At 50.2% G+C, this 24,911-nt stretch carries 25 protein-coding genes; 11 read left to right on the forward strand and 14 right to left on the reverse strand.

What is annotated here, in order from left to right:
* The first annotated feature begins 47 nt into the window (after positions 1–47).
* Positions 48–1,007 carry a quinolinate synthase NadA gene (gene nadA / locus NC980_RS05725; protein WP_190377810.1) on the forward strand — a complete coding sequence of 320 codons (960 nt, stop codon included), beginning with the start codon at positions 48–50 and terminating at the stop codon, positions 1,005–1,007.
* A gap of 317 nt (positions 1,008–1,324) precedes the next feature.
* Complete coding sequence (gene dacB, locus NC980_RS05730) at positions 1,325–2,662, forward strand: D-alanyl-D-alanine carboxypeptidase/D-alanyl-D-alanine-endopeptidase (protein ID WP_190377811.1); 1,338 nt, start codon at positions 1,325–1,327, stop codon at positions 2,660–2,662.
* Between the two features lie 88 nt (positions 2,663–2,750).
* Here dacB and NC980_RS05735 read toward each other — a convergent pair whose 3' ends face one another.
* From NC980_RS05735 to NC980_RS05755, 5 genes are all read right to left on the reverse strand, one after another.
* Positions 2,751–3,785, reverse strand: a complete 1,035-nt coding sequence (locus NC980_RS05735; RefSeq protein ID WP_190377812.1) for an ABC transporter permease — start codon at positions 3,783–3,785, stop codon at positions 2,751–2,753.
* Positions 3,786–3,790: 5 nt separating this feature from the next.
* Positions 3,791–5,302, reverse strand: coding sequence for an ATP-binding cassette domain-containing protein (locus tag NC980_RS05740; RefSeq protein ID WP_190377813.1), 1,512 nt, complete (start codon positions 5,300–5,302; stop codon positions 3,791–3,793).
* A gap of 123 nt (positions 5,303–5,425) precedes the next feature.
* On the reverse strand, positions 5,426–6,739 hold the full coding sequence (locus NC980_RS05745) for a BMP family ABC transporter substrate-binding protein (RefSeq protein WP_242027058.1): 1,314 nt from the start codon (positions 6,737–6,739) through the stop codon (positions 5,426–5,428).
* Positions 6,740–6,833: 94 nt separating this feature from the next.
* Positions 6,834–9,446, reverse strand: coding sequence for a chloride channel protein (locus NC980_RS05750; RefSeq protein WP_190377814.1), 2,613 nt, complete (start codon positions 9,444–9,446; stop codon positions 6,834–6,836).
* 62 nt (positions 9,447–9,508) lie between these two features.
* Entirely contained in the window at positions 9,509–10,195 is a 687-nt protein-coding gene (locus NC980_RS05755; protein ID WP_190377815.1) for a cytochrome b N-terminal domain-containing protein, read from the reverse strand.
* A 209-nt stretch (positions 10,196–10,404) separates the two neighbouring features.
* Between NC980_RS05755 and NC980_RS05760 the strand changes: the two genes are divergently transcribed.
* The 3 genes from NC980_RS05760 to NC980_RS05770 are packed head-to-tail and all read left to right on the forward strand — an operon-like array spanning position 10,405 to position 12,202.
* On the forward strand, positions 10,405–11,127 hold the full coding sequence (locus tag NC980_RS05760) for a pyridoxine 5'-phosphate synthase (protein WP_190377816.1): 723 nt from the start codon (positions 10,405–10,407) through the stop codon (positions 11,125–11,127).
* 45 nt (positions 11,128–11,172) lie between these two features.
* Positions 11,173–11,499: an MgPME-cyclase complex family protein gene (locus NC980_RS05765; protein ID WP_190377817.1), complete on the forward strand. Its 327-nt coding sequence runs from the start codon at positions 11,173–11,175 to the stop codon at positions 11,497–11,499.
* Between the two features lie 13 nt (positions 11,500–11,512).
* The gene (locus tag NC980_RS05770) at positions 11,513–12,202 is read left to right on the forward strand and encodes a hypothetical protein (RefSeq protein ID WP_190377818.1); all 690 of its coding nucleotides are present in this window, start codon (positions 11,513–11,515) and stop codon (positions 12,200–12,202) included.
* Between the two features lie 10 nt (positions 12,203–12,212).
* Here the strand turns inward: NC980_RS05770 and NC980_RS05775 are convergent, their stop codons facing one another.
* Together NC980_RS05775 and NC980_RS05780 are read right to left on the reverse strand one after the other, a co-directional pair.
* Positions 12,213–12,503, reverse strand: a complete 291-nt coding sequence (locus NC980_RS05775) for a hypothetical protein (protein ID WP_190377819.1) — start codon at positions 12,501–12,503, stop codon at positions 12,213–12,215.
* A 2-nt stretch (positions 12,504–12,505) separates the two neighbouring features.
* On the reverse strand, positions 12,506–12,760 hold the full coding sequence (locus tag NC980_RS05780; RefSeq protein ID WP_190377820.1) for a colicin E3/pyocin S6 family cytotoxin: 255 nt from the start codon (positions 12,758–12,760) through the stop codon (positions 12,506–12,508).
* A gap of 20 nt (positions 12,761–12,780) precedes the next feature.
* Here NC980_RS05780 and NC980_RS05785 point away from each other — a divergent pair, with 20 nt between their 5' ends.
* A complete protein-coding gene (locus NC980_RS05785; protein WP_190377821.1) occupies positions 12,781–12,918 on the forward strand; it encodes a hypothetical protein in 138 nt (45 codons plus the stop codon).
* Between the two features lie 22 nt (positions 12,919–12,940).
* Positions 12,941–13,435: an ATP-binding protein gene (locus tag NC980_RS05790; RefSeq protein WP_190377822.1), complete on the forward strand. Its 495-nt coding sequence runs from the start codon at positions 12,941–12,943 to the stop codon at positions 13,433–13,435.
* A gap of 57 nt (positions 13,436–13,492) precedes the next feature.
* Here the strand turns inward: NC980_RS05790 and NC980_RS05795 are convergent, their stop codons facing one another.
* From NC980_RS05795 to folD, 4 genes are all read right to left on the reverse strand, one after another.
* On the reverse strand, positions 13,493–13,909 hold the full coding sequence (locus NC980_RS05795) for an acyl-CoA thioesterase (RefSeq protein WP_190377823.1): 417 nt from the start codon (positions 13,907–13,909) through the stop codon (positions 13,493–13,495).
* A 63-nt stretch (positions 13,910–13,972) separates the two neighbouring features.
* Positions 13,973–14,473 carry a divergent PAP2 family protein gene (locus NC980_RS05800; RefSeq protein ID WP_190377824.1) on the reverse strand — a complete coding sequence of 167 codons (501 nt, stop codon included), beginning with the start codon at positions 14,471–14,473 and terminating at the stop codon, positions 13,973–13,975.
* A gap of 81 nt (positions 14,474–14,554) precedes the next feature.
* Positions 14,555–15,478 carry a geranylgeranyl diphosphate synthase CrtE gene (gene crtE / locus NC980_RS05805; RefSeq protein WP_190377825.1) on the reverse strand — a complete coding sequence of 308 codons (924 nt, stop codon included), beginning with the start codon at positions 15,476–15,478 and terminating at the stop codon, positions 14,555–14,557.
* Between the two features lie 47 nt (positions 15,479–15,525).
* Positions 15,526–16,401: a bifunctional methylenetetrahydrofolate dehydrogenase/methenyltetrahydrofolate cyclohydrolase FolD gene (folD, locus tag NC980_RS05810; RefSeq protein ID WP_190377826.1), complete on the reverse strand. Its 876-nt coding sequence runs from the start codon at positions 16,399–16,401 to the stop codon at positions 15,526–15,528.
* Positions 16,402–16,596: 195 nt separating this feature from the next.
* Here folD and NC980_RS05815 point away from each other — a divergent pair, with 195 nt between their 5' ends.
* The 3 genes from NC980_RS05815 to recG are packed head-to-tail and all read left to right on the forward strand — an operon-like array spanning position 16,597 to position 19,892.
* Positions 16,597–16,980: a hypothetical protein gene (locus NC980_RS05815; protein WP_190377827.1), complete on the forward strand. Its 384-nt coding sequence runs from the start codon at positions 16,597–16,599 to the stop codon at positions 16,978–16,980.
* On the forward strand, positions 16,977–17,399 hold the full coding sequence (locus NC980_RS05820) for an NUDIX hydrolase (RefSeq protein ID WP_190377828.1): 423 nt from the start codon (positions 16,977–16,979) through the stop codon (positions 17,397–17,399). Before NC980_RS05815 ends, NC980_RS05820 begins: the two co-directional genes overlap by 4 nt.
* Before the next feature lie 24 nt (positions 17,400–17,423).
* Positions 17,424–19,892, forward strand: a complete 2,469-nt coding sequence (recG, locus tag NC980_RS05825) for an ATP-dependent DNA helicase RecG (RefSeq protein ID WP_190377829.1) — start codon at positions 17,424–17,426, stop codon at positions 19,890–19,892.
* A 467-nt stretch (positions 19,893–20,359) separates the two neighbouring features.
* Here recG and NC980_RS05830 read toward each other — a convergent pair whose 3' ends face one another.
* A complete protein-coding gene (locus NC980_RS05830; RefSeq protein WP_199298603.1) occupies positions 20,360–21,481 on the reverse strand; it encodes a M23 family metallopeptidase in 1,122 nt (373 codons plus the stop codon).
* A 471-nt stretch (positions 21,482–21,952) separates the two neighbouring features.
* On the opposite strand from NC980_RS05830, the gene pgeF reads away from it, so the two are divergent.
* Positions 21,953–22,723: a peptidoglycan editing factor PgeF gene (gene pgeF, locus NC980_RS05835; RefSeq protein ID WP_190377832.1), complete on the forward strand. Its 771-nt coding sequence runs from the start codon at positions 21,953–21,955 to the stop codon at positions 22,721–22,723.
* Positions 22,724–22,816: 93 nt separating this feature from the next.
* Here pgeF and NC980_RS05840 read toward each other — a convergent pair whose 3' ends face one another.
* The gene (locus NC980_RS05840) at positions 22,817–24,052 is read right to left on the reverse strand and encodes an inner-membrane translocator (protein WP_190377833.1); all 1,236 of its coding nucleotides are present in this window, start codon (positions 24,050–24,052) and stop codon (positions 22,817–22,819) included.
* The gene (locus tag NC980_RS05845) at positions 24,049–24,876 is read right to left on the reverse strand and encodes an ATP-binding cassette domain-containing protein (protein WP_190377834.1); all 828 of its coding nucleotides are present in this window, start codon (positions 24,874–24,876) and stop codon (positions 24,049–24,051) included. Before NC980_RS05845 ends, NC980_RS05840 begins: the two co-directional genes overlap by 4 nt.
* Positions 24,877–24,911 lie beyond the last annotated feature (35 nt).

The raw sequence follows: 24,911 nt of genomic DNA on the forward strand, positions 1-24,911 counted from the left end.
TAGTTTAGACTATAATTATTGAAACTCCCTACCGGACCGATCGCGCTATGTTTACGACTGTTGCTCCGACTAAACCTTCCCTGCCGCGTGATTTATTGGGTGCGATCGCGGAACTCAAACGCGAAATGAATGCTGTGATTTTGGCGCACTATTACCAAGATCCAGACATTCAAGATGCCGCAGATTATCTTGGAGACTCACTTGGACTCTCCCAACAAGCTGCTCAAACCGATGCAGATGTGATCGTATTTGCAGGCGTTCACTTCATGGCAGAAACCGCCAAGATTCTCAATCCCGATAAGTTGGTGCTACTGCCCGATCTCAATGCAGGCTGTTCCCTTGCGGATAGTTGTCCACCGGATCAATTCGCGCAGTTCAAAGCAAAATATCCAGATCATTTGGTAATTTCCTACATAAATTGCACCGCAGAAATCAAGGCAATGAGCGACATTATCTGCACTAGCGCCAATGCAGTGAAGATCGTCAATCAAATTCCTGCCGATCAACCGATTATCTTTGCCCCCGATCGCAACCTCGGTAAATACGTGATGGAGCAAACCGGACGCGATATGGTGCTGTGGCAAGGAAGCTGCATGGTGCATGAAACCTTCTCCGAAAAGAAGATGGTGCAGTTAAAAATGCAATATCCAGAAGCCGAAGTGATTGCTCACCCGGAATGTGAAGAAGCGGTTCTGCGCCATGCTGAATACATTGGATCAACGACGGCATTGCTGAAATACTGCCAAAAGAGCGATCGCACCTCGTTTATCGTTGTGACTGAGCCCGGCATCATCCACCAGATGCAGAAAGCTGCACCGGATAAACAATTTATTCCGGCTCCCCCGCTCAACAACTGTGCGTGTAACGAATGCCCCCATATGCGGCTAAACACGCTGGAAAAACTTTACCTAGCAATGAAACACAAAACGCCTGAAATCACCTTGCCAGAATCGACTCGGATTGCCGCTTTACAACCGATCGAGAAAATGCTGGCGATGAGCGTATAATGGCAGCGATTTATTGCACGATCGATCGCAGTTATTTAATGATGTGAGTTCAGCAAAATGGTCTTTGCTGCGTTTATATCCTCGGATCGCCCCCTAAATCCCCCATTCTGGGGGACTTTGAAGGTGAAGGAATCCTTCGCTGTTGGGGAACATCTTTTTTCTAAGTCCCCCACTCGTGGGGGGTTTAGGGGGCACACATCCGCTAACAACGAAGCAAAAATTTAATCGGACTGACATTAACTCGCGGATCGATCGTGCAACAAATTCCTCGGCGTTCTAGTCAATGCCGATGGAAATGTTACCCGGAAATGCCTCCTATGAAGTTCGCGCTGTTGCCCCACGGAATTTTTTGTGCAACGCTTGCCCTGTCCGTCTCACTGGAAAGTTTAACTGCACCCGTCCGCGCTCAAGCTCCCCTATTTCCACCTTCCACACAACCCATACCGCTACCGCCTCCCACGCCGACGCGCCCAGTTCAGCCTCCGGTCAATGGTGGCATTTGTCCGGCTCAGTTAGGTAGAACCTTAGATCAGATTGTCGATCGCCTACCTGCAAGTTGGAGCGTTTTGGTGCAAACCCAAGCAGCACGCGGGACACGCCAGAATCTTTATGCTCGTAATCCGTTTACGCAATTGGTTCCCGCTTCTAACAACAAGGTTTTTACCGCCGCAGCAGCCCTCACAAAATTAGGCGCACAATATCAAATTCGCACTCCGGTTTTTGGCAACACCAATAGTCCCGATTTGTTAACGCTGCGGGTAATTGGTCAGGGTGATCCAAGTTTTGGAACCGCGCAACTCAATACACTGACGCAACAATTACGTCAGCGAGGGATTCGTCAGGTGCAACAGTTGATTGGAGACGACACCATTTTTCGGGGAGCCGACTACAATCTTTTTTGGGATGCAGACGATCGCGGGGAAGCATATGCCCCTCCAGTCAATAGCCTAATGTTGAATCAAAATGTGATCGGTGAGGGTGCGGTTTCCAATCCGGGTAATTATTTTGTGGGTGAGTTTCGCCAACGATTAGCGGGTGCAGGCGTTCAAGTTAAAAGTTCAACGCTGGTAAAACGGACACCCGCACCCCCCGGAGAAGTTGAACTCGCATCGGTGATTTCTCCTCCCCTATCGCGTTTAATCTTTACAACCAATCAAGACAGCGATAATGCTTATGCAGAAGCGCTGTTGAAGACACTGGGACGGTTGCAAGACCCAAATAGTTCAGACTCCACAGCCAGCGGAGTCGCGGCAGTACGATCGATTCTGACCGAGCTAGGCGTAAATCCGAATCGGTTCAGTATGGTCGATGGTTCCGGGCTTGCCGGTCGCAATCGCGCCAGTGCTGAAGCATTGGTACAGACCTTGCAAGCAATGGCGCAACGACCCGATGTGGATGTATTTCGACGATCGCTCCCCGTTGGTGGCGTGAGTGGAACCTTAAGCAATCGATTTCGGAATACCCCAGCACAAGGAATTGTGTTTGCCAAAACTGGAACCATTTCGGGTGTGGTAGCGCTTTCGGGCTATGTGACCCCGCCGAACTACTCGCCAATCGTCTTTAGCATTATCGTCAACTCGAATCATTCTCCTTCAACGGTTCGAGCTTCAGTAGACAGTCTAGTCGTTGCTTTAACTCGATTGCGGAATTGTTAATCAGCTTAGCAAGGTAGAGTGCGATCGTTTCAATCTAGCGATCGCGCTTTTCTGTTAGTAATTTGGCAAAATGCAATATTACGGCAGATCATCGGGCTACCGTCCCGCGCTTCCACTCGCTCAAGCCCTTACCCAAAATCACAAACAGCACTAGGGTTCCTTGAATTACGCCTGCCAATGAGGATTCTAAATTCAGATCCAATGGAAGCTGCAAACTCCCGATGTTCAGCGCACTAAAGAAGAACGCGATCGGTAACAATAACCAAGCATTCATTCCCGCCAGCAGCGTCACCAACAGCGCCAGAAATCCCAATCCGCTCGAAATGTTCGGAATCAATCGGTGAAACACTGCCACCACTTGCAGCGCCCCGGCGACCCCGGCAAAGGCTCCACAGATTGCAAATGAACTCAGAAGCTGACGCACCGAGGGAATGCCCAACACATAAGAGGCGCGAAGATTTTGTCCGACCGCTCGAAGCTTCAAACCAAAGCGTGTTCTACCAAGAACAACGATCGTCGTCGCGATCGCCAACAGTGCAATCAACAGAGAGATCGGGCTTGCATCCGTATTTCCAAAAGTTGGCAGCCATAATGATTCTGGAAATTGTTCCGTTCCACTCATTGAAGCTACCCCCGGACGCTTCCAAGGGCCAAACACCAAATACAGCGCCAAGCCATCGGCAAGAAAGTTCAACCCCAATCCTGCAAAGATTTCGTTGATCCGTCCATAGATATTTAGAACACCTGCAAACACTCCCCAGAGCATTCCACCGACTCCACCCGCCAAAATTGCTAAAGTCAGGGAGATCGCCGGCGGAAAGCTATCTTGTGTCAGCCGCAGCATAAACGTTGTGGCAATGCCGCCAAACGCGATTTGTCCTTCAATCCCTAAATTGTACAATCCAGCAGTAAAGGTAAACAGCAGTCCACAGGAAATAATCAATAGGGGTGCTAAGGTTGCAATCACTCGCGCAAACTGCCCGGGTGTGCCAAATGCACCCGAAACAATCTCAGTAAATACTGCGATCGGCGATGCTCCTGCAAGCAAAATGATGATCATCGTTACCACAAGCGCCATCACGATCGCGCCAATTTGATAAGTAAGCGTTCGGTTTAGTGTCATGGTTCCTAAATAGTTGCAGGTTCTACTTCAACAAGTCGACCCCCGATCATCTGTCCGAGCTTCTCAGCGGTTAGTTTCGAGGCTTCAATCGGTGCAGACACCTGACCGCCACTAAAGACTAAAACTCGATCGCTATACTGCATAATCTCATCCAAGTCCGAAGACATAAATAAGATGGTTGTCCCCGTCTCACATCTGGCAATCAATTGCTTCCACACCCACAGCGTCGATTCAATATCGAGTCCGCGTGTGGGATGCTCCATTAACAATAGATTCAACGGCACAGGTAACAATGCAAGCTGGGTTCTTTGTTGATTTCCACCCGAAAGCCGTTCGACATAAGAGTGCGGTTTACCCCGAATGTTGAAGGTTGCGATCGCGTCGATTGCTTGCTGATGAGTTCCTTTCCAATCGATCATCAATCGCCGCGATTGACTCCGCAAAATCACATGCTCGTGAATCGACAGACCTCGAATCAATCCATCTTTCAGTCGATCGGCGGGAGAATAACCAATTCCATGCTTAAGATACATTGCATAAGGCTTTTGGGTCATATCGACCTGATCGATCGCCACAGTTCCCGTCGCGGCTCGGATCAATCCCGCACAGAGTAGTAACAATAATTGCTGTCCACTGCCTTCGAGTCCTGCAAGTCCAATCACTTCCCCTTTATAGGCACTGAAGTTACCCATTTTCAGCATTAGGCGATCGTCTCTGACCAAGACATTGTGCAATTCCAACATCGGTTCAGCTTGCCGGGTCACAGGTTTCATCGGCAGCGCAAGCTCTTTACCAAAGATGAGATCAATCAGCACTGAATCAGGACAAGGAACCTGAACATTGCCGACCACTTTTCCGGCTCGCATAACAGTGACACGATCGCACAGTTCCTCCACATCTTCGAGCTTGTGCGACACAAAAATGACTGATTTTCCTTCTGAAGCAAGCTGTCTTGCCGCATTGAACAAGGCTATTTTTTGATCCGCAGAGATCCCAGTGGTCGGCTCATCCAGAATCAACGTCTTCACGCCGAGCGAGAGTAGCCGAATAATTTCAAGCTGTTGCCGCTCACCGACGGTGAGATCAGAAACACGGCTGTTGGGACTGAGCGAAAAGTTAAAGGTTTCGGTGAGACGCAGAAATTCTTGACGAGCGCGATCGGGATTCACAAACTTCAGTCCTGAAAAAATCCCCTTCGATAGCACCTCACCCCGACCGACCATAAAATTATCCAGCACCGTCAACGGCGGAAAATCTAGCGGATCTTGGTGCAGCATTCCCACGCCCGATCGAATCGCATCTGCTGGAGTTTTTACGCTTGCGGGTTTGCCGTCGAATAAAACCGTCCCGGAATCTCGACTGATAAAGCCGCTCAGAACCTTAACGATCGTGCTTTTCCCTGCTCCGTTTTCACCCAATAGACCATGAATGCTTCCAGCCTCCACAGTCATCGACACCTGATCATTTGCTAAAACTTGTCCAAACCGCTTTGTTATCTGTTGAAGTTCGATTTTCATAAGCTATTCACACAGCAGTAAAAAGGTGGGAGTAGGGGATGGGGAGTAAAGGGTGAAGTAGTTTTGCTTCTCTTGCGAAACGCCACTCCCCACCCTCAGAAAATTCACTCTACACGAACCGCTTTATTTACTTGGGCCTTCCATTCCCGCTAACAACTGCGGCATGTACCAGATTTGCTGCTCCGTTGCTGTTGCGCCAGCTTTGACAAAATCTGAGCCATCCTGGAATTTAATCGGGCCTTTGTACAGATTGATACTGCCGTCTGCCATACCCTTAGCAAACTCATCGAGAAACTTCTTATTGTCTCCGAGGGCTTGCCCCACGTTGAAACCAATCATTCCACTTGAAGGTGCAGAGAGATTTTGGTAGTCAGGCCCCGACCAAACAAACTCGCTCGGATAGTTGCCAGATTTTGCTTTTTTCAGTGCATCTGTGTAGGGCAGCGACCAGCGATAGAACGGCACCCCCAGACAAATATTCGGAGCCAGCGAACAGCCTGTTTCCAGGTCATAGTGAACATACTTCACTTTTTTACCTGCCTCTGCTGCCTTCTTGCCCTGTACGGCTGCTTCTGGCGTATCGATGCCGCTCATCACCACATCATAGCCACCGTTGTAGTAGTCATCTGCAACTTTGGTCGGGTCAAGCGTCTTGCCAGGAATGTTGAACCAAAATCCAATCCAGGTGACTTTGAAATCCAAATCCGCAGCAGGTTTTTTACGATAGTTCTCCCAGCAGTATTTTGCACCCAGGAACGCCCCAGAAGTGTAGCGCCGAGTTTCGTCATTGATCAATGGGCCTAAATAGCCGATCTTTCCGGTTTCTGTGCCCAACGCCGCTGCACAGCCTGCCAGCATTTTTCCGTATTCCATCCGTCCCATGATATTGGTCAGGTTCGCTTGACTTTTAAAGTTTTGCCCTTCTTTCCAAGCATAGTCACCGGAAGCGTGAATTACTTTCACGTCGGAATGCTTTTTCGCAGTTTCGAGTGCGTCGTCTTTAAAGTCATCCGAGTTAAAGATCACAAGCTTTGCGCCCTTCGCAATCAGGTCATCCGCAACCTGAGAACCTTTGACGTTGGGACGGTCGGCAGGATTCACCTTATCGACGAATTCCAACTTCGTTCCAGGCACGTTTTTGATCGCGCCTTCAATCCCTTCAAAATGTGCCTGATTCCATCCGGCGTCGTTCTTTGGTCCGACTAACACCATACCGATCACATAATCGCCACCACCCGCTGCATTGGGAGAAGCTGCCGTTTGATTTTGATTGGAGGTGCCGCCTGTACCACAGGCTCCCACGATCGAGCCTAATGCGATTGCGAATCCAGCTTGTTGGAGAAATCTAGAAAGCCAATACTGTGTCATATTTTGTACAAACCAAAACAGAAAGGTGAGGTGTGGGAGCGAAGCCGAATCGGGTTCTGACGATCGCATTATTGCGAATTCGGGCGATTGTAAAATGTATTCCAAACCACATCAAATTATCAAGAATTGCTAAATCCCGCAGGAATTGCAGGAATTTTTAACGTCACCCGATCGCGCCCCGCATCAGAACTACGGTACAGTTACAGCCCCGCGCAATTGCTTCTGGAATATTGCCCTGAATCACCTGTTGTAGAAACCCTTCACGGGTCGCCCCTAACACAATCACATCACACTGACCCTGCTGCGCCAAATCAATCACCGCATCGGACACTGAATCGGCGCAAACAGGCTTGAGAGCAACCGGACAGGCGAGACGTGCGTTTAAAAATCGCATCGCTTCATTCAGTGGAGTTGGATCAGGAAGATCACGCTGCGGCTGATGTATCTGACACAGACAAACTTCTGGAGCCTTAGAGAGTTGCGCCAAGGCAGGCATCAGCTGAATTGCTTGCCGGGAATTAGGACCGCCTGCTGTGGGAACTAGCCAGCGATCGAGCGTCATCCCTTTATCAGCCCCAAGTTTCACGAGAACAACATCACAGCTTGCTTGCCGAATCATCGTATCGACAATGCTGCCAAAAATTCGACCGGATGTAGAAGTTTCGCCGTTCCAGCCCATAATCATCAGATCAATGTGCCGTTCCTTAATCGTCTCTAGGATGGCTTGAGCAATGTCATGCGTCACCCGCACTTGAGTATGCACTGAAATATTCCATTGCTTGCCTAAATAGACGGCTTGCTTTAAAAGTTTGCGGCTGATTGTGGTTGAAACCCCAGTTTCAGCAGGAGTGCGATGGCGGGCGATCGGAATCACCTGTAAACATTCCAGTTCATAGTCGCGCTCGTGCGCGATTGCTGCTGCCATCTGGAGGAGTCGTCCGGCAGTTCGAGGATTGGCGATCGGTACTAGCACCCGACCTTTCCCGGTTTCGGGGGCACGAGTTTGATACACCACAAACGACGGCTCCGATCGCGGCCCGACTTTTGTGGTGTCGCTGAGTTTGTCGGATTCCGCTCGAATAATGTCTGCTCTTGTGATAATTCCGACTAACTTCCGACGATCCACCACGGGCAATCGACTAATCTTATAGCGGTTTAATAAATACAAAACCTGGCTGAGTGGATCATCTGGATGGACTGCGACCGGGCGGGGAGTCATAATTTCGCTGAGCGGCTGGCTATGTTGTAGCTGCCGTTCTGCAATGTGCCCTAAGTCTGTCTGTGTGACAATTCCAACTAACCTGCCGTTATCAATCACCGGAAAGCCGCGATGATGCGATCGTGAAAACGCTTGAATCGCTTCATCCAATCTCATCTCACTGGATAGAGTTTCGACTCGTGGCTGCATCAAATCCGCAGCAGTCAAGCCCGCCAGCCGCGTTTCCAAGTCTGGATTCGATTGCAGATGAATGCCTCTGGATGCAAGCAGATGCTTATAGATCGATCCGCTAAACAAACTCTCTGCCACTAAGTAAGCCGTCACAGACCCGATCATCAGCGGCAGCACGATGTTAAAGTCTGTGGTCATCTCGAATACGATGACGATCGCGGTAATCGGGCCACGAGTCACTGCACTAAAAAAAGCCCCCATTCCAGTGAGTGCTGCCGTAGTCGTGAGCGACCCACTCAAATCTAACCCCAATGGAACTCCCGCATTTTCAATACTTTGAGCCGCAAAGCTAATGAGATACCCTAACGCTGAACCCAAAATCAACGAAGGAGCGAACAATCCCCCCGGCGCACCAGACCCGAATGCCACCAGGGTTAAGACAAACTTCGTAATGAAAATAACTGCCGTAATCCGCCAGCCAAACTCGCTGGTAATCCAAACTTCTTGTAAGCTCGCATTTCCCCGCAGTGCATCGGGAAGAATTGCGATCGCGGCTCCTGAAACTCCCCCGGCAAAGGCAATCCGCAGGGGCAAACTCCACTTCATCACTTTGTTATTAAATTTCAGACTGAACAAAACTCCCCGCACGAACAGAGAGCCAAGCAAGCCTGATGCAATGCCGACGATTAAAAAGACCGGAATCGCCTCCAGGTTAAAACTCGTCATAATCTCCAACGAGTTTGTCCTGCCGTTTAGTCCGTCTCCTCCCAACAGACGAGACACCACGGCACCCACAAACGATGCCAAAATTGCCGTTCCCAACGTCAAGCTAGAAACATCCTGTAACAGTTCTTCAACGACAAATAAAACGCCTGCGATCGGCGCGTTAAATCCGGCTGCTAATCCTGCCGCCGCTCCTGCTGCAATCAACTGCCGCCGATGAATCGGAGAAGTCGGAACCCAATCGCTCAACTGAGCCGCGATCGCGGCTCCGATCTGAACCGTAGGCCCTTGCCGCCCGATGCTTAATCCTGATCCCAGGGCAAGCAAGGTGGTCGCAAGTTTTGCGATCGCAACTCGCAGATTGAGCGCACTCGTCACCCCCCCCAAAGCCGCTTTCACTTGCGGAATACCGCTGCCTGCGGCTTCCGGTGCCAGCCGCTCAATAATGCTACCTGCTAACAGTCCCGCTACAATCCCGAGCGCAGGCAGCACAATCCAAGCAGGATGAACCGTCGCGATTTGAAGTCGCTCTTGACCCAGCCAACCGACCCCGCGCTTCAGGGCAACCGCTGCGAGTCCCGATACTAATCCAATTAAACAGGCTTCAAATACCGCAAGTTGCTTGGGTGAAACCGCACTCAGTCTAAATCTCGATAGCCACATGAGGAGGCTTCTAAGGAAAATGCAGATCGATCGTAACCGAGAGTTAAATGATTAAACGGTTTTTACGCTGGAAATTGAGCTTCTGAATCTGCCATTGCAGGCGGCTCGATTTGAGATTGCTCGATCTGAACTGGCTGAACAGGTTTTGCCACAGGTGCAGCCATGCGCTCGGCTTGCAGTTCTTTCTCCTGAAACAGCAAGCCACCTAAATGCACGATCGACAAGCCAACCGCAGCCAACGAAACGACGTAGCTGTGCAGCGTATACAAATGAGCCACCGTCAGCCCTCCCACTGCTCCGCCTGTGATGATGTCGCGCAACGTTGCACCAATAAAGGGAATCGCTTCGATCGTGCCCAATTCAATCTTCAGCCGCCAGAAGCCGAGTTGATTCCAGTTGAGAATCATCGCCGTCCAGCTTAAACCGATCGCGCTCAAGGTAAATAGAACGCCGCTAATCCAAGCCGTCAACCAACTGCGACGGAACCGCTCACCCAGAAACATCACCACAATCTGCACTAGACCCAACCCGATGACAAAGTTACCCGCCAAATTGTGCAGGGTATGAACTAACCAACCGTAAGGCACATTTTGATCAATCTGTTGCAGCGAGTCGTATGCTCCACCCGCTGTCGGGACGTAGTAGAACGCAAGCAAGATTCCAGAAGTGACACCAACTAGCGTCAGGGTAAGGATGGCAACGGCGAGAATCGTCGAGAGCCGCCGCAGAATGAAAGCAGGATTAAGCATGACAAGGTTCTGTGGTGAGTAAATTATTTGCTTCCAATAAGAGAATCTTAATGAAGCTCTTTACGTTCGGAAACGATTTTTAATCGAACGAATTAAGAATTGCAACTTGCTCTCAGATTACGCATTCTCGATCGCTTCGGTCTCTGTCTAAACGCAGAACCTCAAACGAACACGGTAAAATGATTGGCTGAAGCTTTGGGAACAAGACCTTGCCTACTCTTGGTGTCAATATTGACCACATCGCAACCATCCGCCAAGCCCGACGCACGATCGAACCTGATCCCGTCGCTGCTGCGGTTCTCGCTGAACTCGCTGGAGCCGATGGCATTACCGTTCACCTGCGCGAAGATCGCCGTCATATTCAGGATCATGATGTCCGATTGCTGCGGCAAACCGTGCGGACACATCTAAACCTAGAAATGGCAGCGACCGATGAAATGGTGTCGATCGCGCTCGATCTCAAACCCGATTACGTCACGCTCGTTCCCGAAAAGCGCGAGGAAGTTACCACTGAAGGCGGACTCGATATTGTAGGCGCGCTCGATCGCATGACCGAAGTCGTGAGTACGCTGCAATCTGCCGGAATTCCTGTAAGTTTGTTTATCGATGCTGACCCGGAACAAATCGATGCTTCTGCCGCAGCGGGTGCAAAATTCATCGAACTGCACACCGGACAGTATGCCGGATCATATTCCGAAGAAGGACAAGCCAAAGAATTAGAAATTCTGGCGCAGGGCTGTGAAATTGCGCTTGCTGCTGGACTCCGCATCAACGCTGGACACGGCTTGACCTATTGGAATGTTCATCCGATCGCACGACTCCCTGGCATGGAAGAATTGAATATTGGACATACGATCATTAGTCGCGCCGTTCTCGTTGGACTTGAACGAGCGGTGCGAGAAATGAAACAAGCCATTCGCGGCGAACTCTAACGCTCCGGATTTTTCACTCAAAGACTGATCAAATAGGAAGACCCCATGACAACTTACTACTACGTTTTGGCAAGCCAGAAATTTTTGCTGGAAGAAGAGCCGATGGACGAGGTTCTTCGGGAACGCTATCGCGACTACGAAGAAAAGAAAAGGGAAATTGATTTCTGGGTAATCAAAGAACCTGCTTTCTTAGAAGCGCCAGAAATGGCAGAAATCAAAGCAAAATGTCCGCGCCCTTGCGTCGCGATCGTCTCCACCAACAAACAATTTATTACTTGGCTGAAGCTGCGTCTAGAATATGTCATCACCGGAGAGTACCAGCAGTCGGACGCGATTCCGAACCCGCTTGGATCTCTGGAACCTGTTTCCTAGTTCCTAAACTTCTATGCCTCAGACGACGCTTCAATCGGTTCTTACAGGACTCGCTGGACTTGCTTTAACGCTGACCGGAATTTCTTCTGCTCAAGCCCAACTCCCGAATTGTCGAGCGCCACGATCGAACGAATTCCTGCTTCTGATTGTGACCCCGACTTCGGAATCCCAAGCCCGTGTTCGTAGCGTCGTCTCTCGCACTGCCGAAGTCTCCGTTTGCAGTTATCTCGGTCAGACCGTTACGCGAGTTGGCGGCTACCGAGATGCGGATACGGCACAATCTTGGGTCAATTATCTCAATGACACAGTTCGCGTTAGAGCATTCGTGGCAGTTCCCCCCGGAGCATCGATTGCCGCTCAAGCCGAAGCGCCTCGATCGCAACAAGTCGATCGACTTAACGTAACCCCTGCTCAAGCCTTTAATCCACAACGCTTGCGCGGGGGTTTTGCTGTGATTGTCGATCACAATAATCGTCCTGAAGTTGCTGCACAAATTCAACGAGTGCTGAATCGAAATATTGGGCTGGCTTCCTTTGAGCAGCGTCCTTATCTCCTAGCGATCCATACCAACGATCGTGCGACTGCGGCTGCAATTTTGCGGCGATTAAACGATCGCGGATTTGCGGCGATGCTGGTAAGGAGCGATCGGGTGACATTGCTCACACCCGTTGTTCAAACTGATCCTGCAATGGGTGGTCAGTGATGGCAATAAATCATACTGCATCGCATTCCACATAGTAATCATAGGCACTCAGATCAATCCGTTCTGCAATTTCGTGTTGCAGTCGATCAACCTGAGCAATTGAGACCGGATAGCTATCGACTATCAGATTATCAGTCGCCTCTTGAAATAATCTCTGCAATTCAGGCAAGTCTAGCGAATTGAGTACGGTTTCACCGACTAAACGATCGCCGCTCTTCTCATACCAGCGTAATACTCTGATTACCGAGTGAGCATCCTGGCTTGAAGTCGATCGTGCTTGAACCTTAATTTGATCAGTCATGATTATGGCTCTACCTCGTAATCAAGCTTTGCTGGCTTCAGTTGTTCGCCTGTAATCGGATCAAACTCACCGAGATGCTTACCCTTCCTATTATATTTCTCGATCGTGCCGTGCCGACTATCCCATTCGTAAATGTTGCCCTCCTCATCCTTCCACCGTTTCCTTAATCCGCCCCCTCCTTGAACAGAAGTGTTAGGCTTTACGGGTTTTGCATCGGGAAAAGCCTCCAAAAGTTTAGAAGCAGGAATGTAAGGCATTTACAAATCTTTCGAGCGCAATGGATTCTGAGCTTACCACTTTCATTGACGGTTCTATTTTGGGCGATCGAGGATTTTCAGCCATGCCGGTGAGAAGCGATCGGGTGACATTGCTCACGCCAGTGGTTCAAACTAACCCTGGAATGAGTGGTCAGTAAAACGTTTTAGGAAGCAAAGGACATGGAGCAGCCAGGAAAGCTTTTCTTCTTTTGTGGAAAGATGGCGGCGGGAAAATCTACCCTTGCAAGGGAGATTGCGCGGCGAGAGAATGCCGTTCTAATGGTGCAGGATGAGTGGCTGGATCAGTTGTTTCCAGGCGAAATTACGGACATTCCTGGTTTCGTGAAATATTCATCCAGGCTACGAAGTGTGCTTACAGGGCATATTTCTGCTCTGCTCTCACAGGGTTTATCGGTTGTGCTTGACTTTCCTGGTAACACGAGAACGCAGCGGGCTTGGTTTCGAGAGTTGTTTGAAGCGGCGAATGCCAATCATGAGTTACATTACGTCGATGTGCCGGACGAGTTGTGCAAGCGACAGCTACGGGAGCGGAGCAAGGAACTTCCTGAAGGTTCAGCGTTTACGAGTGAGACTGAGTTTGATGCGATTACGAAGTATTTTCAGGAACCTTCGGACGATGAAGCCTTCAATGTTATCCATCATCACCGCACCTAACTCTTCAGCAGACAGATAGCAAGTTTTGCACGATCGAGAGAGTCGGTTCGCAAGAGGTCAATAATCTGTAAGAAAAACAGCTTTGATTTCGCTTGGAATTTTCGCAGGTCGGTTGCGTTTGGCATCAAAGTAGCACCACTCGGTGAGTGATCGACACAGCGCTTTTTGATCTGAAACCCGTACAAATTCAACCCGTCGGAAAAAGGTTGATAGCGTACCACCCTCCACCCAAGTCGTTAATCGAACGACATCTCCCACAAATGCAGGCGATAAATAGTCAATTTCGTGCCGTCGAACAAACCAGATGATGTGATTGTTCTTATCGAATTTGCGAGAATAGCCCTTAGAACGATAAGCAGCGATCGCAATATCCTGAATCCACTGCACATAAACCACATTGTTTAAGTGATTTTGCACATCGCAATGCTGGGACTGTACTTCACGTTCTTCCGAGTAGACGATCGACTGAGACATGGATTGATATAAACGCTTTCCTGGGGTTAACGCAGAAGATATCAGTCAGCCTGAGCCTAAAGACTAATGAACGCCTGCAATCTGCCCAAACAGAGATCGCCAATTGCCGCCCAGCCACCAATCTCCCGCCACACAAACCACAACTCCTAATAATGAGCCGACGATCACCTGAACTGGGGTATGTCCGAGCAATTCTTTTAAGCGAGCTTCGTTGAAATGATGATCGCCTGTAAAAAACTCATCGATAATTTGGTTCAAAATTTTCGCTTGCTTGCCTGCTGCTTGCCGGACTCCTTGGGAATCGTACATAACAATAAAGGCAACTACTGTGGCGATTGCAAATTGGGTGCTGTCCCAACCGTCAGTGATGCCGACTCCAGTTGCTAGTGCAGTCACGAGTGCCGAATGAGAACTGGGCATTCCGCCTGTCTCGACGAGAACGCGAAAATTGACTTTGCGATGCACAATCAATTCAACCACTAGCTTCGTGGCTTGGGCAATCAAACAGGCGATGAGGGCTAGGAGCAGCACTCTGTTATCGATAATGTGACCAAAGTCCTGCATTCGTTTATGAGGTAGAGAGGTAGGGGGGGAGTAGGGGATAGGGAGTAGGGGGTAGAACATTCTCTACTCCCTACTTTCCATTTAGTTTTTGCGGGCGGTAATGTATTCTGCAATCGCCATTAACGGGAATGCCACTTCACCAAATCCCGCGACTTCGGCTTTCGCGCTTTCGACCAGTTGTTCCGCTTGACGGCGCGATTCTTCCATTCCTAGAAGGCGCGGATAGGTAGCTTTCTCAACATTCATATCCTTGCCGATACTCTTGCCGAGTTCTTCTTGCGTGGAGGTGATATCGAGTAAGTCATCGACAATTTGGAATGCCAGCCCGATCGCCTGAGCGTAGCGCGACAATCGCTGAATATCTGAATCTGAACCACCCGCCAGAATGCCACCGCTCACGACCGAAGCTTCAAGCAGTGCCGCTGTTTTGTGGGTGTGAATGAAATTCAGCGTATCGAGACTGACATCTTTCTTGCCTTCGCAGTCAAGATCCACGACTTGACCGCCAACCAGCCCAGCGGCTCCGACTGCCCGACCCAAACGAGACACTACTTTGATCAGGCGATCGCTCGGTACATTTTTCGTTTCCTCAACAATATGTTCAAACGCATACGCTAACAAGCCATCTCCGGCAAGAATCGCTACTGCTTCCCCAAAGACCTTGTGATTGGTGAGTTTCCCGCGTCGGTAATCGTCGTTATCCATTGCGGGAAGATCATCGTGGATTAGCGACATTGTGTGAATCATTTCCAGAGCGCAGGCGGTCGGCATTGCCATGTCAGCCGTACCGCCGAGCAGATCACAGGTGGCAAGACAAAGTACCGGACGCAATCTTTTTCCGCCTGCGAAGAGCGAATAGCGCATCGCTTCATAGATTTTGTCGGGATAGACCACCGGAAATGCTCGATCGAGGGCGGTTTCAACTTGCTGCTGTCTTACCGCGAGATAGCCTTTCAAATCAAATTGGGAGGCTTGATTTGAGTGCGTTTGTCCTGTCACGACCATTCCGATATCCTCCTTCGTTTCCACTACGCGATTCTTGTAAAGTTAGCTTAATGTTGGAAGCGTTGTTCATAGCTCCATACTGTATTGTGCAACAGCATGGTCACAGTCATCGCACCAACTCCACCGGGAACGGGGGTAAGGTAGCTCGCAACCGACTGGACGGCATTAAAATCTACATCTCCGACGAGGCGACTTTTTCCCGTGTCATCGGTGATTCGGTTAATTCCAACATCCACCACGATCGCGCCAGGTTTTACCATGTCTGCCGTGATTAGATTCGGACGACCCACGGCGGCAACGAGAATATCGGCGCTGCGGGTGACTTCTGCGAGATCAGGGGTGCGAGAGTGAGCGATCATCACCGTGGCATTGGCATCGAGCAGCATCAGCGCGATCGGCTTGCCGACAAGGATACTGCGGCCGACGACGACGGCTTTTTTTCCGCTGGGATCAAGCTTGTATTCTTCTAAAAGTCGCATCACACCGTAGGGCGTACAGCTTCTCAATCCGGGTTCTGTTCGGACTAAGCGCCCTAAGTTGGTCGGGTGTAAGCCGTCTGCGTCTTTATCGGGATGAATTTGATTTAAAAGTGCAACGCTATCTAGGTGCTCCGGTAAGGGGAGCTGCACGAGAACGCCATCGACGCGATCGTCTTCGTTTAACTGAGCGATCGTCTCAGCAAGTTCGGCTTGGGTGGTTTCGGTGGAAAAATGCTTGCCGTAAGAGGCGATGCCAACGGCGGCGCAAGCTTTCTCTTTGTTGCGGACATAAGCTGCGCTGGCTGGATTGTCCCCGACCATCAGGACGGCGAGACCGGGAGGGCGACCATTTTTAGCAGTCAGGGCTTGAACTTTTTCGGTTAGTGCGGCTTGCATTTTCTGGGCAAGCGCTTTTCCGTCGAGGAGTTGGGCGATCGAAGACATAGGAACTGATTCGATGCAAAATTTAGTCACCCAAACCGGAAAAGATCGTTCAAAATGTGAACCAAGATTGATGAATTTTTCCGGTTGTTGGGCGCGATCTTTTGCATTCTTGAAGATTGACTTTTATAGTTTGGCAGATTCGCGCCGTGTTGCGTGAACTGCAACGGATTTTGACGATGTGCTGAGGCTAAAGGTATGCGGTTCTCAAACGTTGGGTTAGTGGCAGTTGGGTTGGGGTTGTCGTGTTTCGCGATCAGCTGTAGTGCTTCTCCGGATTTACCTGTGGCATCAAATAATGTGCTGTCGCTGGTGCAGGCTGGGGATCGAGTGAAGGTGCGCGATCTGGGTTCAAAGCGCGATCGTACGGTGCAGGTTGAAGGCAAGATCAAAGCGCAAGCGCCGTTAATGGGCGGGCAGCGGGCGTATGAAGTGCAAGACGATACTGGAAGCATTTGGATTGTGACCGGTCAGCCAGTTCCGGCAACAGGAAGCCAAGTAAGCGTTCAAGGCAAGGTACGCTTGCAGAAAATCGATTTGGCTGGACAGGATCAAAGCGCCCTTTACATTGAGCAGCAATGAAGCCAGAAGTCGCAATTGCAATCCTCTATCAGCAGGATCAGTTTCTCTTACAGTTGCGCGATAACGTTCCAAACATTGCGTATCCGGGGCATTGGGGCTTATTCGGTGGGCATATCGAAGCAGATGAATCTCCGGAGGTCGCATTGGTGCGTGAGCTACAAGAGGAAATTCGCTATTCACCGCCGAATGCGGTCAAATTTGGCGTTTACGAAGACGATCGCGCCATTCGTCATGTTTTTGCGGCTCCTCTGACGGTGGGGATCAATGAACTCACTTTATTAGAAGGGTGGGATTTGGGATTATTTACGCGATCGCAGGTCGAGCAGGGGGAGCGATTTAGCGATCGAGCAAACCAGATTCGACCGCTCGGCGCAATTCATCAGCGAATTTTGCTAGACTTCATCAAGAAAAACGGGTGAGATCGCTTCATCTGACTGAGCTTTATGGATTTGGTGCGGTTACAAAAGGCGCTATCGGTGGAAGCTGATCGCGGATTTAATGATCTGGAGGGGAACCAGTACCGCTTCAGCGAATTTTTGCATCTGATTCTGAGCGACTCGACCAACGAACTGCCCAAATCGGAAAAAGAACGGTGTCGGTCGATCGCGAGTCAATACGCCAAATATCCAGAACTTGAATTCTCACAGCGTCAGCATCTCGTCGCTGAGACTCGCCGCTTTCTTTACCAAGTTAAAAAATTTGAAGAGAAGGTAGCCGAAAAGTTGGCACCTAAAACTGAGGAAAAGAAAGTTGCTCCGCGTCCTGCTGTGGTTTCTGTTGCTCCCACTCCAGAAACCCCGACTCGCGATATTCCGCTGACGCAAGCGGTGACTTATCTCGCCGGAATTGGCTCGAAAAGCGCTGAAAAACTTGCCAAACTCGGACTCTATTATGTTCGGGATGTCTTGTACTACTACCCACGCGATTACATCGACTACGCCCGCCAAGTGCATATCCGCGAACTTGAAGTCGGGGAAACGGTGACGATCGTTGCTACGGTCAAAAACTGCAACTGCTTCACCAGCCCGCGAAACAGCAAACTTACGATTTTAGAGTTGACGATTCAAGACTCAAGCGGACAGATGAAGATTAGCCGCTTTTATATGGGCAGTCGGTTCGCCAGCCGTGGATGGCAAGAACAGCAAAAACGGCTTTATCCAAAAGGAGCCTCGATCGCAGCCTCCGGATTAGTCAAGCAAACAAAATTCGGAGTCAGTCTCGAAGACCCCGATATCGAAGTGCTCGATGATTCTGGAGATTCCCTCACTTCTCCGACGGTGGGGCGGATTGTTCCGGTTTATCCCTTAACCGAAGGAGTTGGAGCCGATTTAGTGCGTCGAGCGGTGACAGCTTCTCTGCCTGCGATCGCGAATTTGCACGAACCGATTCCCAAAGGACTTTTAACTGAATATAGCTTGACTGGAATTCAAGAGGCGATCGCAAATATTCACTTTCCCACTGATTCTGATGCGCTGGAGTTGGCGCGTCGTCGGTTAGTCTTTGATGAATTCTTTTATCTCCAACTGGGTTTGCTCAAACGTCGATACGAACAACGACAAACTCAAGCCAGTGCCGTTCTTGCACCGACTGGAAAACTAATCGACGATTTTCACAAACTGCTACCGTTTGAACTGACCAATGCTCAGGAACGAGTGGTCAACGATATTCTCAACGATCTGCAAAGACCGATCCCGATGAATCGCTTAGTCCAAGGCGATGTTGGCTCCGGCAAAACCGTTGTCGCTGTCATCACGATTCTGGCAGCAATTCAATCGGGCTATCAAGCGGCGTTTATGGCTCCGACCGAAGTGCTTGCAGAACAGCACTACCGCAAATTGGTCGGCTGGTTTACTCAACTGCATCTCCCGGTCGAACTGCTGACGGGATCAACCAAAGCCGCCAAACGTCGCGAAATCCACAACGGGTTACAAACCGGGGAACTGCCGCTGCTGGTTGGAACCCATGCCCTAATTCAAGATACGGTCAGCTTCGATCGTTTAGGCTTGGTGGTGATCGATGAGCAACACCGCTTTGGAGTCGAACAGCGCGCCCGACTTCAGCAAAAGGGCGAACATCCCCACGTTCTCACTATGACCGCAACGCCGATTCCGCGCACTCTGGCGCTAACGCTGCATGGAGATTTAGACGTGAGCCAGATCGATGAACTGCCACCCGGACGCAAACCGATTCAAACAACCGTACTAGCTGGACGCGATCGTCAACAGGCGTATGACCTGATGAAGCGCGAAATTGCTCAAGGACGACAAATTTACATCGTCTTGCCTCTGGTCGAAGAGTCGGAGAAATTGGATCTCAAGTCTGCGATCGACGAACACCAACACCTCAGAGATGACATCTTCCCAGATTTCAACGTCGGGTTACTCCACGGTCGCATGACTTCTGCCGAAAAAGACGAAGCTATCACCGAGTTTCGTGACAACAAAACTCAAATTCTTGTGTCTACCACCGTTGTCGAAGTTGGGGTCGATGTTCCGAATGCCACTGTGATGATGATCGAACACGCAGAGCGGTTTGGACTCTCACAACTGCATCAACTTCGGGGGCGAGTCGGACGCGGCGGTTCGCAGTCGTTCTGCTTGCTGATGAGCAGTTCCAAGAGCGAAACTGCTCATCAGCGATTAAAAGTTCTTGAACAGTCGCAAGATGGATTCTTCATCTCTGAAATGGACATGCGATTTCGAGGGCCGGGTGCGGTGCTTGGAACACGGCAATCGGGCTTACCAGATTTTGCGCTAGCAAGTCTAGTCGAGGATCAAGAAGTGCTGGAAATGGCGCGAGATGCAGCAGAAAGAACTATACAGAAAGACCCAACGATCGAGCGGTGGAACGCCATGAAAGCCGAACTTGACTATCGCTACCGGAGACTCATGGGTGGCGCGATTTTAACTTAGTGCTAGGGTTCGGGAAGGTTTTACGATCGTTGCGAATTTTTGCAGCTTCCGGTTTTATGGCTTCGTCTGCGGTATGTCTTTAGCTAGAAGCTATCTATTCAACTTCTCAGAACTGAGTAGGAGGAATTGCTCAGTGATAATTATTAAAATGTGTTGTATCTTTATAAAACTTATAAGCTTTGATCTATTCTGTTAAGGCTTAGCCAAAAAATACCTTAGACGCATTATTCTACATCCACCTAGTTTTCTCTTCAACTGCTATGGCAACCTTCGTTTTAATTAAATTCGTCGCAGTCGCTTCGCTTGGTTATTTCCTTTTTCTCAGCCTTCTTGCTGGAACCTTGGACAGCCCCTTCACCTTCATTGATGCTGGACTCCTCTGGTTGATTGGTAAAAAAATGTGACCCCACACTGTTAGATTGTGAGGTCAACAACTTCTTCTAGCCCCTGCGTGGGGCTTTTTTCAACTAAGAACCTGGATTTTGCGGATTCTGCTGTGTCACCTGCATCGACTTAACGAGCTGCGCGACTGACTGTTCTAGCGAGGCTCCTGCATCTTGAGCTACCCAACCGCCTTCTGGAGTTTGCTGACGGAACTCAAAATGCAAGTGAGGCCCCGTCGAGTTGCCGGTGCTACCGACCCGACCAATTACGGTTCCTTGCTTCACGACATCTCCGGGCTTCACGAAGATTTCCGACAAGTGAGCATATAGCGTTTGCTGCGATCCATTTGTGTGTTCTAGCGCGATCGCTAACCCATATCCCCCAAAGAAATCCGCCATAATCACGCGACCGGTGAGCGCTGCTAATACCGGAGTTCCCATCGGTGCGCCCAAATCTGTCCCCGTGTGCAGTCGCTGATCGCCTGTGATGGGGTGAACCCGCCAACCAAAGACAGAGGTAATCGCACTGGGAATCGAGAGCGGGAAGAGTAAGCGGACATCCCCGTTACCGGGAAGACCGAGCGGACGAACCGTGCGATTGAAGTAATCTTGGACAAACGAGGGTGGCACGATCGAAGGTGGTGCCCAGCTTGAAGCAGTTTCCGTTGAAGGAGCTTCAGCTTCAGCTTCAGCTTCAGGCTGAGCCGGGTTGAATTTCGGACGAATCACTCCAGAAATTGCTTTGGAAACCGCGTTGGCAATTCCAGTCGTTTTAGGCTTCACCGTCGTTACTTTGGGGGCGGAATCGCGTTTTTCAATCACGATCGAGCTAGGGGGCACGTAGTTAGGTGCCGGATTCTCCGGTGCAGCCTGCGGCTTGACTAAGGGAGATTCCGAGACGGGAGAAGACTGTGGGATCTCGATTTCAACGGGTGGTGCCGGATCAGGAGCTTCTTTTTCCGGAGCGGCGGGTGCAGGAGTGGTAGGCGATGATGCCGATGCAGTCGGCGTTAAGTCCGCAGCCGTGGGCGCAACAACAACCGGAGAAGGCGAAGCGGTCACGCTTGTCTGCAGCGAAGTTGTCGGAGCAGCTTGCGCCAGCGTTATCCCACTACTAAAAACCCCCAGACTACTCAAACATCCGAGCCGTCTTAATAATTGCTTGCGGTTGCGAAGGGGTCGAATCGGGGTGGGTCGCTGCGTCATACGGTAATGTCCTCTCTCAGGCTTGCTCGTGTTCATTCGTCGATGATGACTCTGACTAAGTTCCACTCGATCGCTGCGCTGCACGGTGGGTACGTCGGGCGATTTCTTTACACTAATTAACCACATTCCAGAGACATAGTACCGGTTTTTGGGGACAAGTCCGGAGGGGTAGGCTTAGTTTTACGGAATCCACATATTTGCACAGATTTGGCTGTGAAGTCCGCTGCTATGGAATTCCGTCCGCTATGATGCCTGATTTCTCGCGAGTGAGAACATTTTTCTGGAATATAAAGAGGATTTGGCGCTGAGTAAAAGCGCCGAATTTTGCAGCTTGAAGGTACAGTAGTTTCCCGCAGTTGTCTCAGTTGTGACCTGTCGTAAATTCACAAAAACTTTAATCTTGGAGGAGCCTACTACACTAGCAGCTCAATAAACCGTTACGATGGCAACAGAATTTCGTGGATGCCCCTCATGCACACTTGGCACTGGCAAACCTGGAACGATCTGCCTTATCTCACTTGCAGCCTTCTGGAACCTTGGCAGCACGGCTTTTTTACGCAACAGTTTTCGCCCCGATCGCCGTTTGAACTCACCGAGGTGCTTGATCCGGCGGCTGAGATTTACCGCGTTCATCAGGTGCATGGCAATGTGGTTTTATTGCCTTCTGAGTTGGAGAACCCACACGATCGCAAGAATTTTGCTCAGGCAGACGGATTAATGACGGAGCAATCGCAGCAGGCGGTCTGGGCGTGTAGTGCGGATTGTACGCCCGCTTTGATTGGAGATGTGAAAACGGGGAATGCTGCGGCGGTGCATGCGGGCTGGCGGGGAACGGCGCAAAAAATTGTGCCTGTAGCGATCGAGAAGCTGCGATCGCAAGGGAGCCGACTTGAAGATCTACGCATTGCTTTAGGTCCAGCGATTTCGGGTGAAGTTTACCAAGTTTCACATCAAGTGGCGCTAGAAGTGGGAGCAACGATCGAGCCGAGTCCAGATTTAGACAGGTTAATCAGTTTGCCGAATTCGCCCATTTTAAGGGACTCGACAGAGGGACGATCGCGCTTGGATGTCCGGCGGGTGATTGCAATCCAATTAGAACGAATGGGAATGACGGCAGAACAGATTGCGATCGCGCCTCACTGTACATATCAAGATCCAATCAATTTCTTTTCGTATCGGCGGGAGAAGCTGAAGAAGGTGCAATGGTCGGGCATTGTGAGTCGTGAAGCAGACTGCGGCTGATGTTGGTTTCGCAGTCTAAAGCTTCGTTGCTGTCGGATTTAGGGGGCAAAACCGCTCAAACCGAAGCGGAAAACCTCGTCGAACTCGCGTTCTTTACTTGCCGCGTACCGGATTAGCTCGTCGTACCAAAGCATCTGCAGTGACCGCCAACACCAGAACTGCACCTTGGACAATATTTTTGATGCTTTGATCCTGGTTGAGCAAGTCCAATCCATTGTCTAAACTGCCAATGACCAGCGCACCCAAAATCACTGCCCAAACCGAGCCGCGTCCTCCGAATAAACTGACTCCACCGATAACCGCCGCCGCGATCGCGTTTAACAACAGCGTTGCGCTGATTTGAGTGGCAACGGCGGTACTGCGCGAAGTCAGCATAATGCCTGCTAGGGCAGCTAAAACGGATGCCAAAGTAAAGACCGTCATCTTCATGCCAATGACATTAATCCCGGCGCGTCTTGCCGCTTCTTCATTACCCCCCACCGCATAGAGGTGACGACCAAACGGCGTTTTTCTCAAAATCAGCCAGAACACAAGGACGATTCCCAGCGAAATCAGTACGGCTTGAGGAACACCTTGATAAGTTTGAAATAGAAATACGATCAAGATGATGCTGGCAAAAATCCCTGCAACTTGAGCGATCAACGTTGTAGGTCGCTTCACCGGGAGTCCGGCTTTGACTCGTCGCTGACGTTCATACCAAACCCCGATCGCATACAAAGCAGCAACTGCAAGCGGCAGCCCCCAACCGACGATCGGATTAAGATAGGTCGGTGCCAGCGCCCGAATCGCTGGATCACGCACAATCAGCGTGGTTTGCCGTCCCAATACCAGCAGCAAAAATCCGGCATAGCCGATCGACCCCGCCAACGTCACAATGAATGAGGGAACCCGCAAGATTGCGATAAAGAATCCATTGACTAAGCCGATTAATGCGCCAATCACAAGTGCAGCGAGAATCGAAGGAATTGCCCCCCAATTTTGGTAAACCGAGACGGTCGCCATGACTGCGGCACAAGCTTGCGCCACGGCTGCTAAGCTTAAATCGATCTCACCTAAGAGCAGAACCAAAACCGCAGCAGTGCTGAGAATACTAATAACAACAATTTGTTGAGTCAGGTTGGTTAAATTTCGAGCTTGGAGAAAGACACCGCCCGTTGTGACTTGGAAATATAGCGTGATTAATGCAAGAGTGAAAACAACAGGAAGAAATCCTAAATCACCTCGCATGAGCGATCGCAAGCTAAACGATGATCGCTGAAGATTAGATTGTGGATCGCTCATTTCTGCATTCACCGAGGAGCGATCGTCTTGGCGTGTATTGGTTTTCATGTCATTTCTGAGGTAGGAACGGCAGGATCGCGATGTTCCGCGCCTGTAATGGCGGCGACAACTTGTTCTGAAGTGGAATTTTTGATGTCAAAGGTGGCAGTGCGCTGACCCAAACGCATCACAATGACGCGATCGCAGACCTCAAAAACATCGTGCAAATTGTGGGAAATCACCACAACCGCTAAACCTTGTTGTTTGAGGCGTAGAATGAGATTCAAGACCTGCCGAGTTTGGACGACTCCCAGTGCAGCAGTTGGCTCGTCGAGTAGGACGACTTTAGGCTGCCGTAGAATTGTTTTTGCCACTGCAATACATTGCCGCTGTCCACCAGAAAGCGTCGCCACCGGACGACGAACCGAGGGAATTTTGACATTGAGCGTTCTGAGAACTTCGATCGTGCGGCGTTCCATTTCGGTTTCATCGAGCGCTTTAAGAACGCCTGGAATGACCCATCGATAGGCTTCTCGACCGAGCCACAAATTCGCCACAACATCAAGGTTGTCACAGAGCGCTAAGTCTTGGTAAACGGTTTCAATTCCTAATCGAGTGGCATCTTGCGGTGACGCGATCGACACGGGTTGTCCATCAATCAAAAATTCACCGGAGTCTGGAACATATGCGCCAGACATGGTTTTAACCAGTGTAGATTTGCCTGCGCCGTTGTCTCCGACTAAACCGACCACTTCGCCTGCATATGCCTCAAAATCGACGTTTCTGAGCGCTTGTACCCCTCCGAATGATTTATTGATGTTGCGGAGTTGAAGGCGCGGTTGGAGTCGATCGGAGTGCGGTTCTGTTTGGGTTGGTAAAACTGAGTTGTTCATGTTTTCTGTGTTGAGTTCTGAAGCGGGATGATTCA

This window comes from Leptolyngbya sp. AS-A5, assembly GCF_039962495.1.
Lineage (GTDB): Bacteria > Cyanobacteriota > Cyanobacteriia > Leptolyngbyales > Leptolyngbyaceae > Leptolyngbya.

Excerpts from the sequence above, each read along its gene's own strand:
- NC980_RS05785 (WP_190377821.1), top strand. The coding sequence starts at position 12,781 with ATGGATTCTGAGCTTACCACTTTCATTGACGGTTCTATTTTGGGCGAT.
- NC980_RS05840 (WP_190377833.1), bottom strand. The coding sequence starts at position 24,052 with ATGAAAACCAATACACGCCAAGACGATCGCTCCTCGGTGAATGCAGAA.
- crtE (WP_190377825.1), bottom strand. The coding sequence starts at position 15,478 with ATGGTCGTGACAGGACAAACGCACTCAAATCAAGCCTCCCAATTTGAT.
- NC980_RS05845 (WP_190377834.1), bottom strand. The coding sequence starts at position 24,876 with ATGAACAACTCAGTTTTACCAACCCAAACAGAACCGCACTCCGATCGA.
- NC980_RS05775 (WP_190377819.1), bottom strand. The coding sequence starts at position 12,503 with ATGACTGATCAAATTAAGGTTCAAGCACGATCGACTTCAAGCCAGGAT.
- NC980_RS05755 (WP_190377815.1), bottom strand. The coding sequence starts at position 10,195 with ATGCTTAATCCTGCTTTCATTCTGCGGCGGCTCTCGACGATTCTCGCC.
- folD (WP_190377826.1), bottom strand. The coding sequence starts at position 16,401 with ATGTCTTCGATCGCCCAACTCCTCGACGGAAAAGCGCTTGCCCAGAAA.
- NC980_RS05830 (WP_199298603.1), bottom strand. The coding sequence starts at position 21,481 with ATGACGCAGCGACCCACCCCGATTCGACCCCTTCGCAACCGCAAGCAA.
- recG (WP_190377829.1), top strand. The coding sequence starts at position 17,424 with ATGGATTTGGTGCGGTTACAAAAGGCGCTATCGGTGGAAGCTGATCGC.
- NC980_RS05790 (WP_190377822.1), top strand. The coding sequence starts at position 12,941 with ATGGAGCAGCCAGGAAAGCTTTTCTTCTTTTGTGGAAAGATGGCGGCG.
- NC980_RS05815 (WP_190377827.1), top strand. The coding sequence starts at position 16,597 with ATGCGGTTCTCAAACGTTGGGTTAGTGGCAGTTGGGTTGGGGTTGTCG.
- NC980_RS05765 (WP_190377817.1), top strand. The coding sequence starts at position 11,173 with ATGACAACTTACTACTACGTTTTGGCAAGCCAGAAATTTTTGCTGGAA.
- nadA (WP_190377810.1), top strand. The coding sequence starts at position 48 with ATGTTTACGACTGTTGCTCCGACTAAACCTTCCCTGCCGCGTGATTTA.
- NC980_RS05800 (WP_190377824.1), bottom strand. The coding sequence starts at position 14,473 with ATGCAGGACTTTGGTCACATTATCGATAACAGAGTGCTGCTCCTAGCC.
- NC980_RS05745 (WP_242027058.1), bottom strand. The coding sequence starts at position 6,739 with ATGCGATCGTCAGAACCCGATTCGGCTTCGCTCCCACACCTCACCTTT.
- pgeF (WP_190377832.1), top strand. The coding sequence starts at position 21,953 with ATGCACACTTGGCACTGGCAAACCTGGAACGATCTGCCTTATCTCACT.
- NC980_RS05735 (WP_190377812.1), bottom strand. The coding sequence starts at position 3,785 with ATGACACTAAACCGAACGCTTACTTATCAAATTGGCGCGATCGTGATG.
- NC980_RS05820 (WP_190377828.1), top strand. The coding sequence starts at position 16,977 with ATGAAGCCAGAAGTCGCAATTGCAATCCTCTATCAGCAGGATCAGTTT.
- NC980_RS05770 (WP_190377818.1), top strand. The coding sequence starts at position 11,513 with ATGCCTCAGACGACGCTTCAATCGGTTCTTACAGGACTCGCTGGACTT.
- NC980_RS05795 (WP_190377823.1), bottom strand. The coding sequence starts at position 13,909 with ATGTCTCAGTCGATCGTCTACTCGGAAGAACGTGAAGTACAGTCCCAG.
- NC980_RS05750 (WP_190377814.1), bottom strand. The coding sequence starts at position 9,446 with ATGTGGCTATCGAGATTTAGACTGAGTGCGGTTTCACCCAAGCAACTT.
- NC980_RS05740 (WP_190377813.1), bottom strand. The coding sequence starts at position 5,302 with ATGAAAATCGAACTTCAACAGATAACAAAGCGGTTTGGACAAGTTTTA.
- dacB (WP_190377811.1), top strand. The coding sequence starts at position 1,325 with ATGAAGTTCGCGCTGTTGCCCCACGGAATTTTTTGTGCAACGCTTGCC.
- NC980_RS05780 (WP_190377820.1), bottom strand. The coding sequence starts at position 12,760 with ATGCCTTACATTCCTGCTTCTAAACTTTTGGAGGCTTTTCCCGATGCA.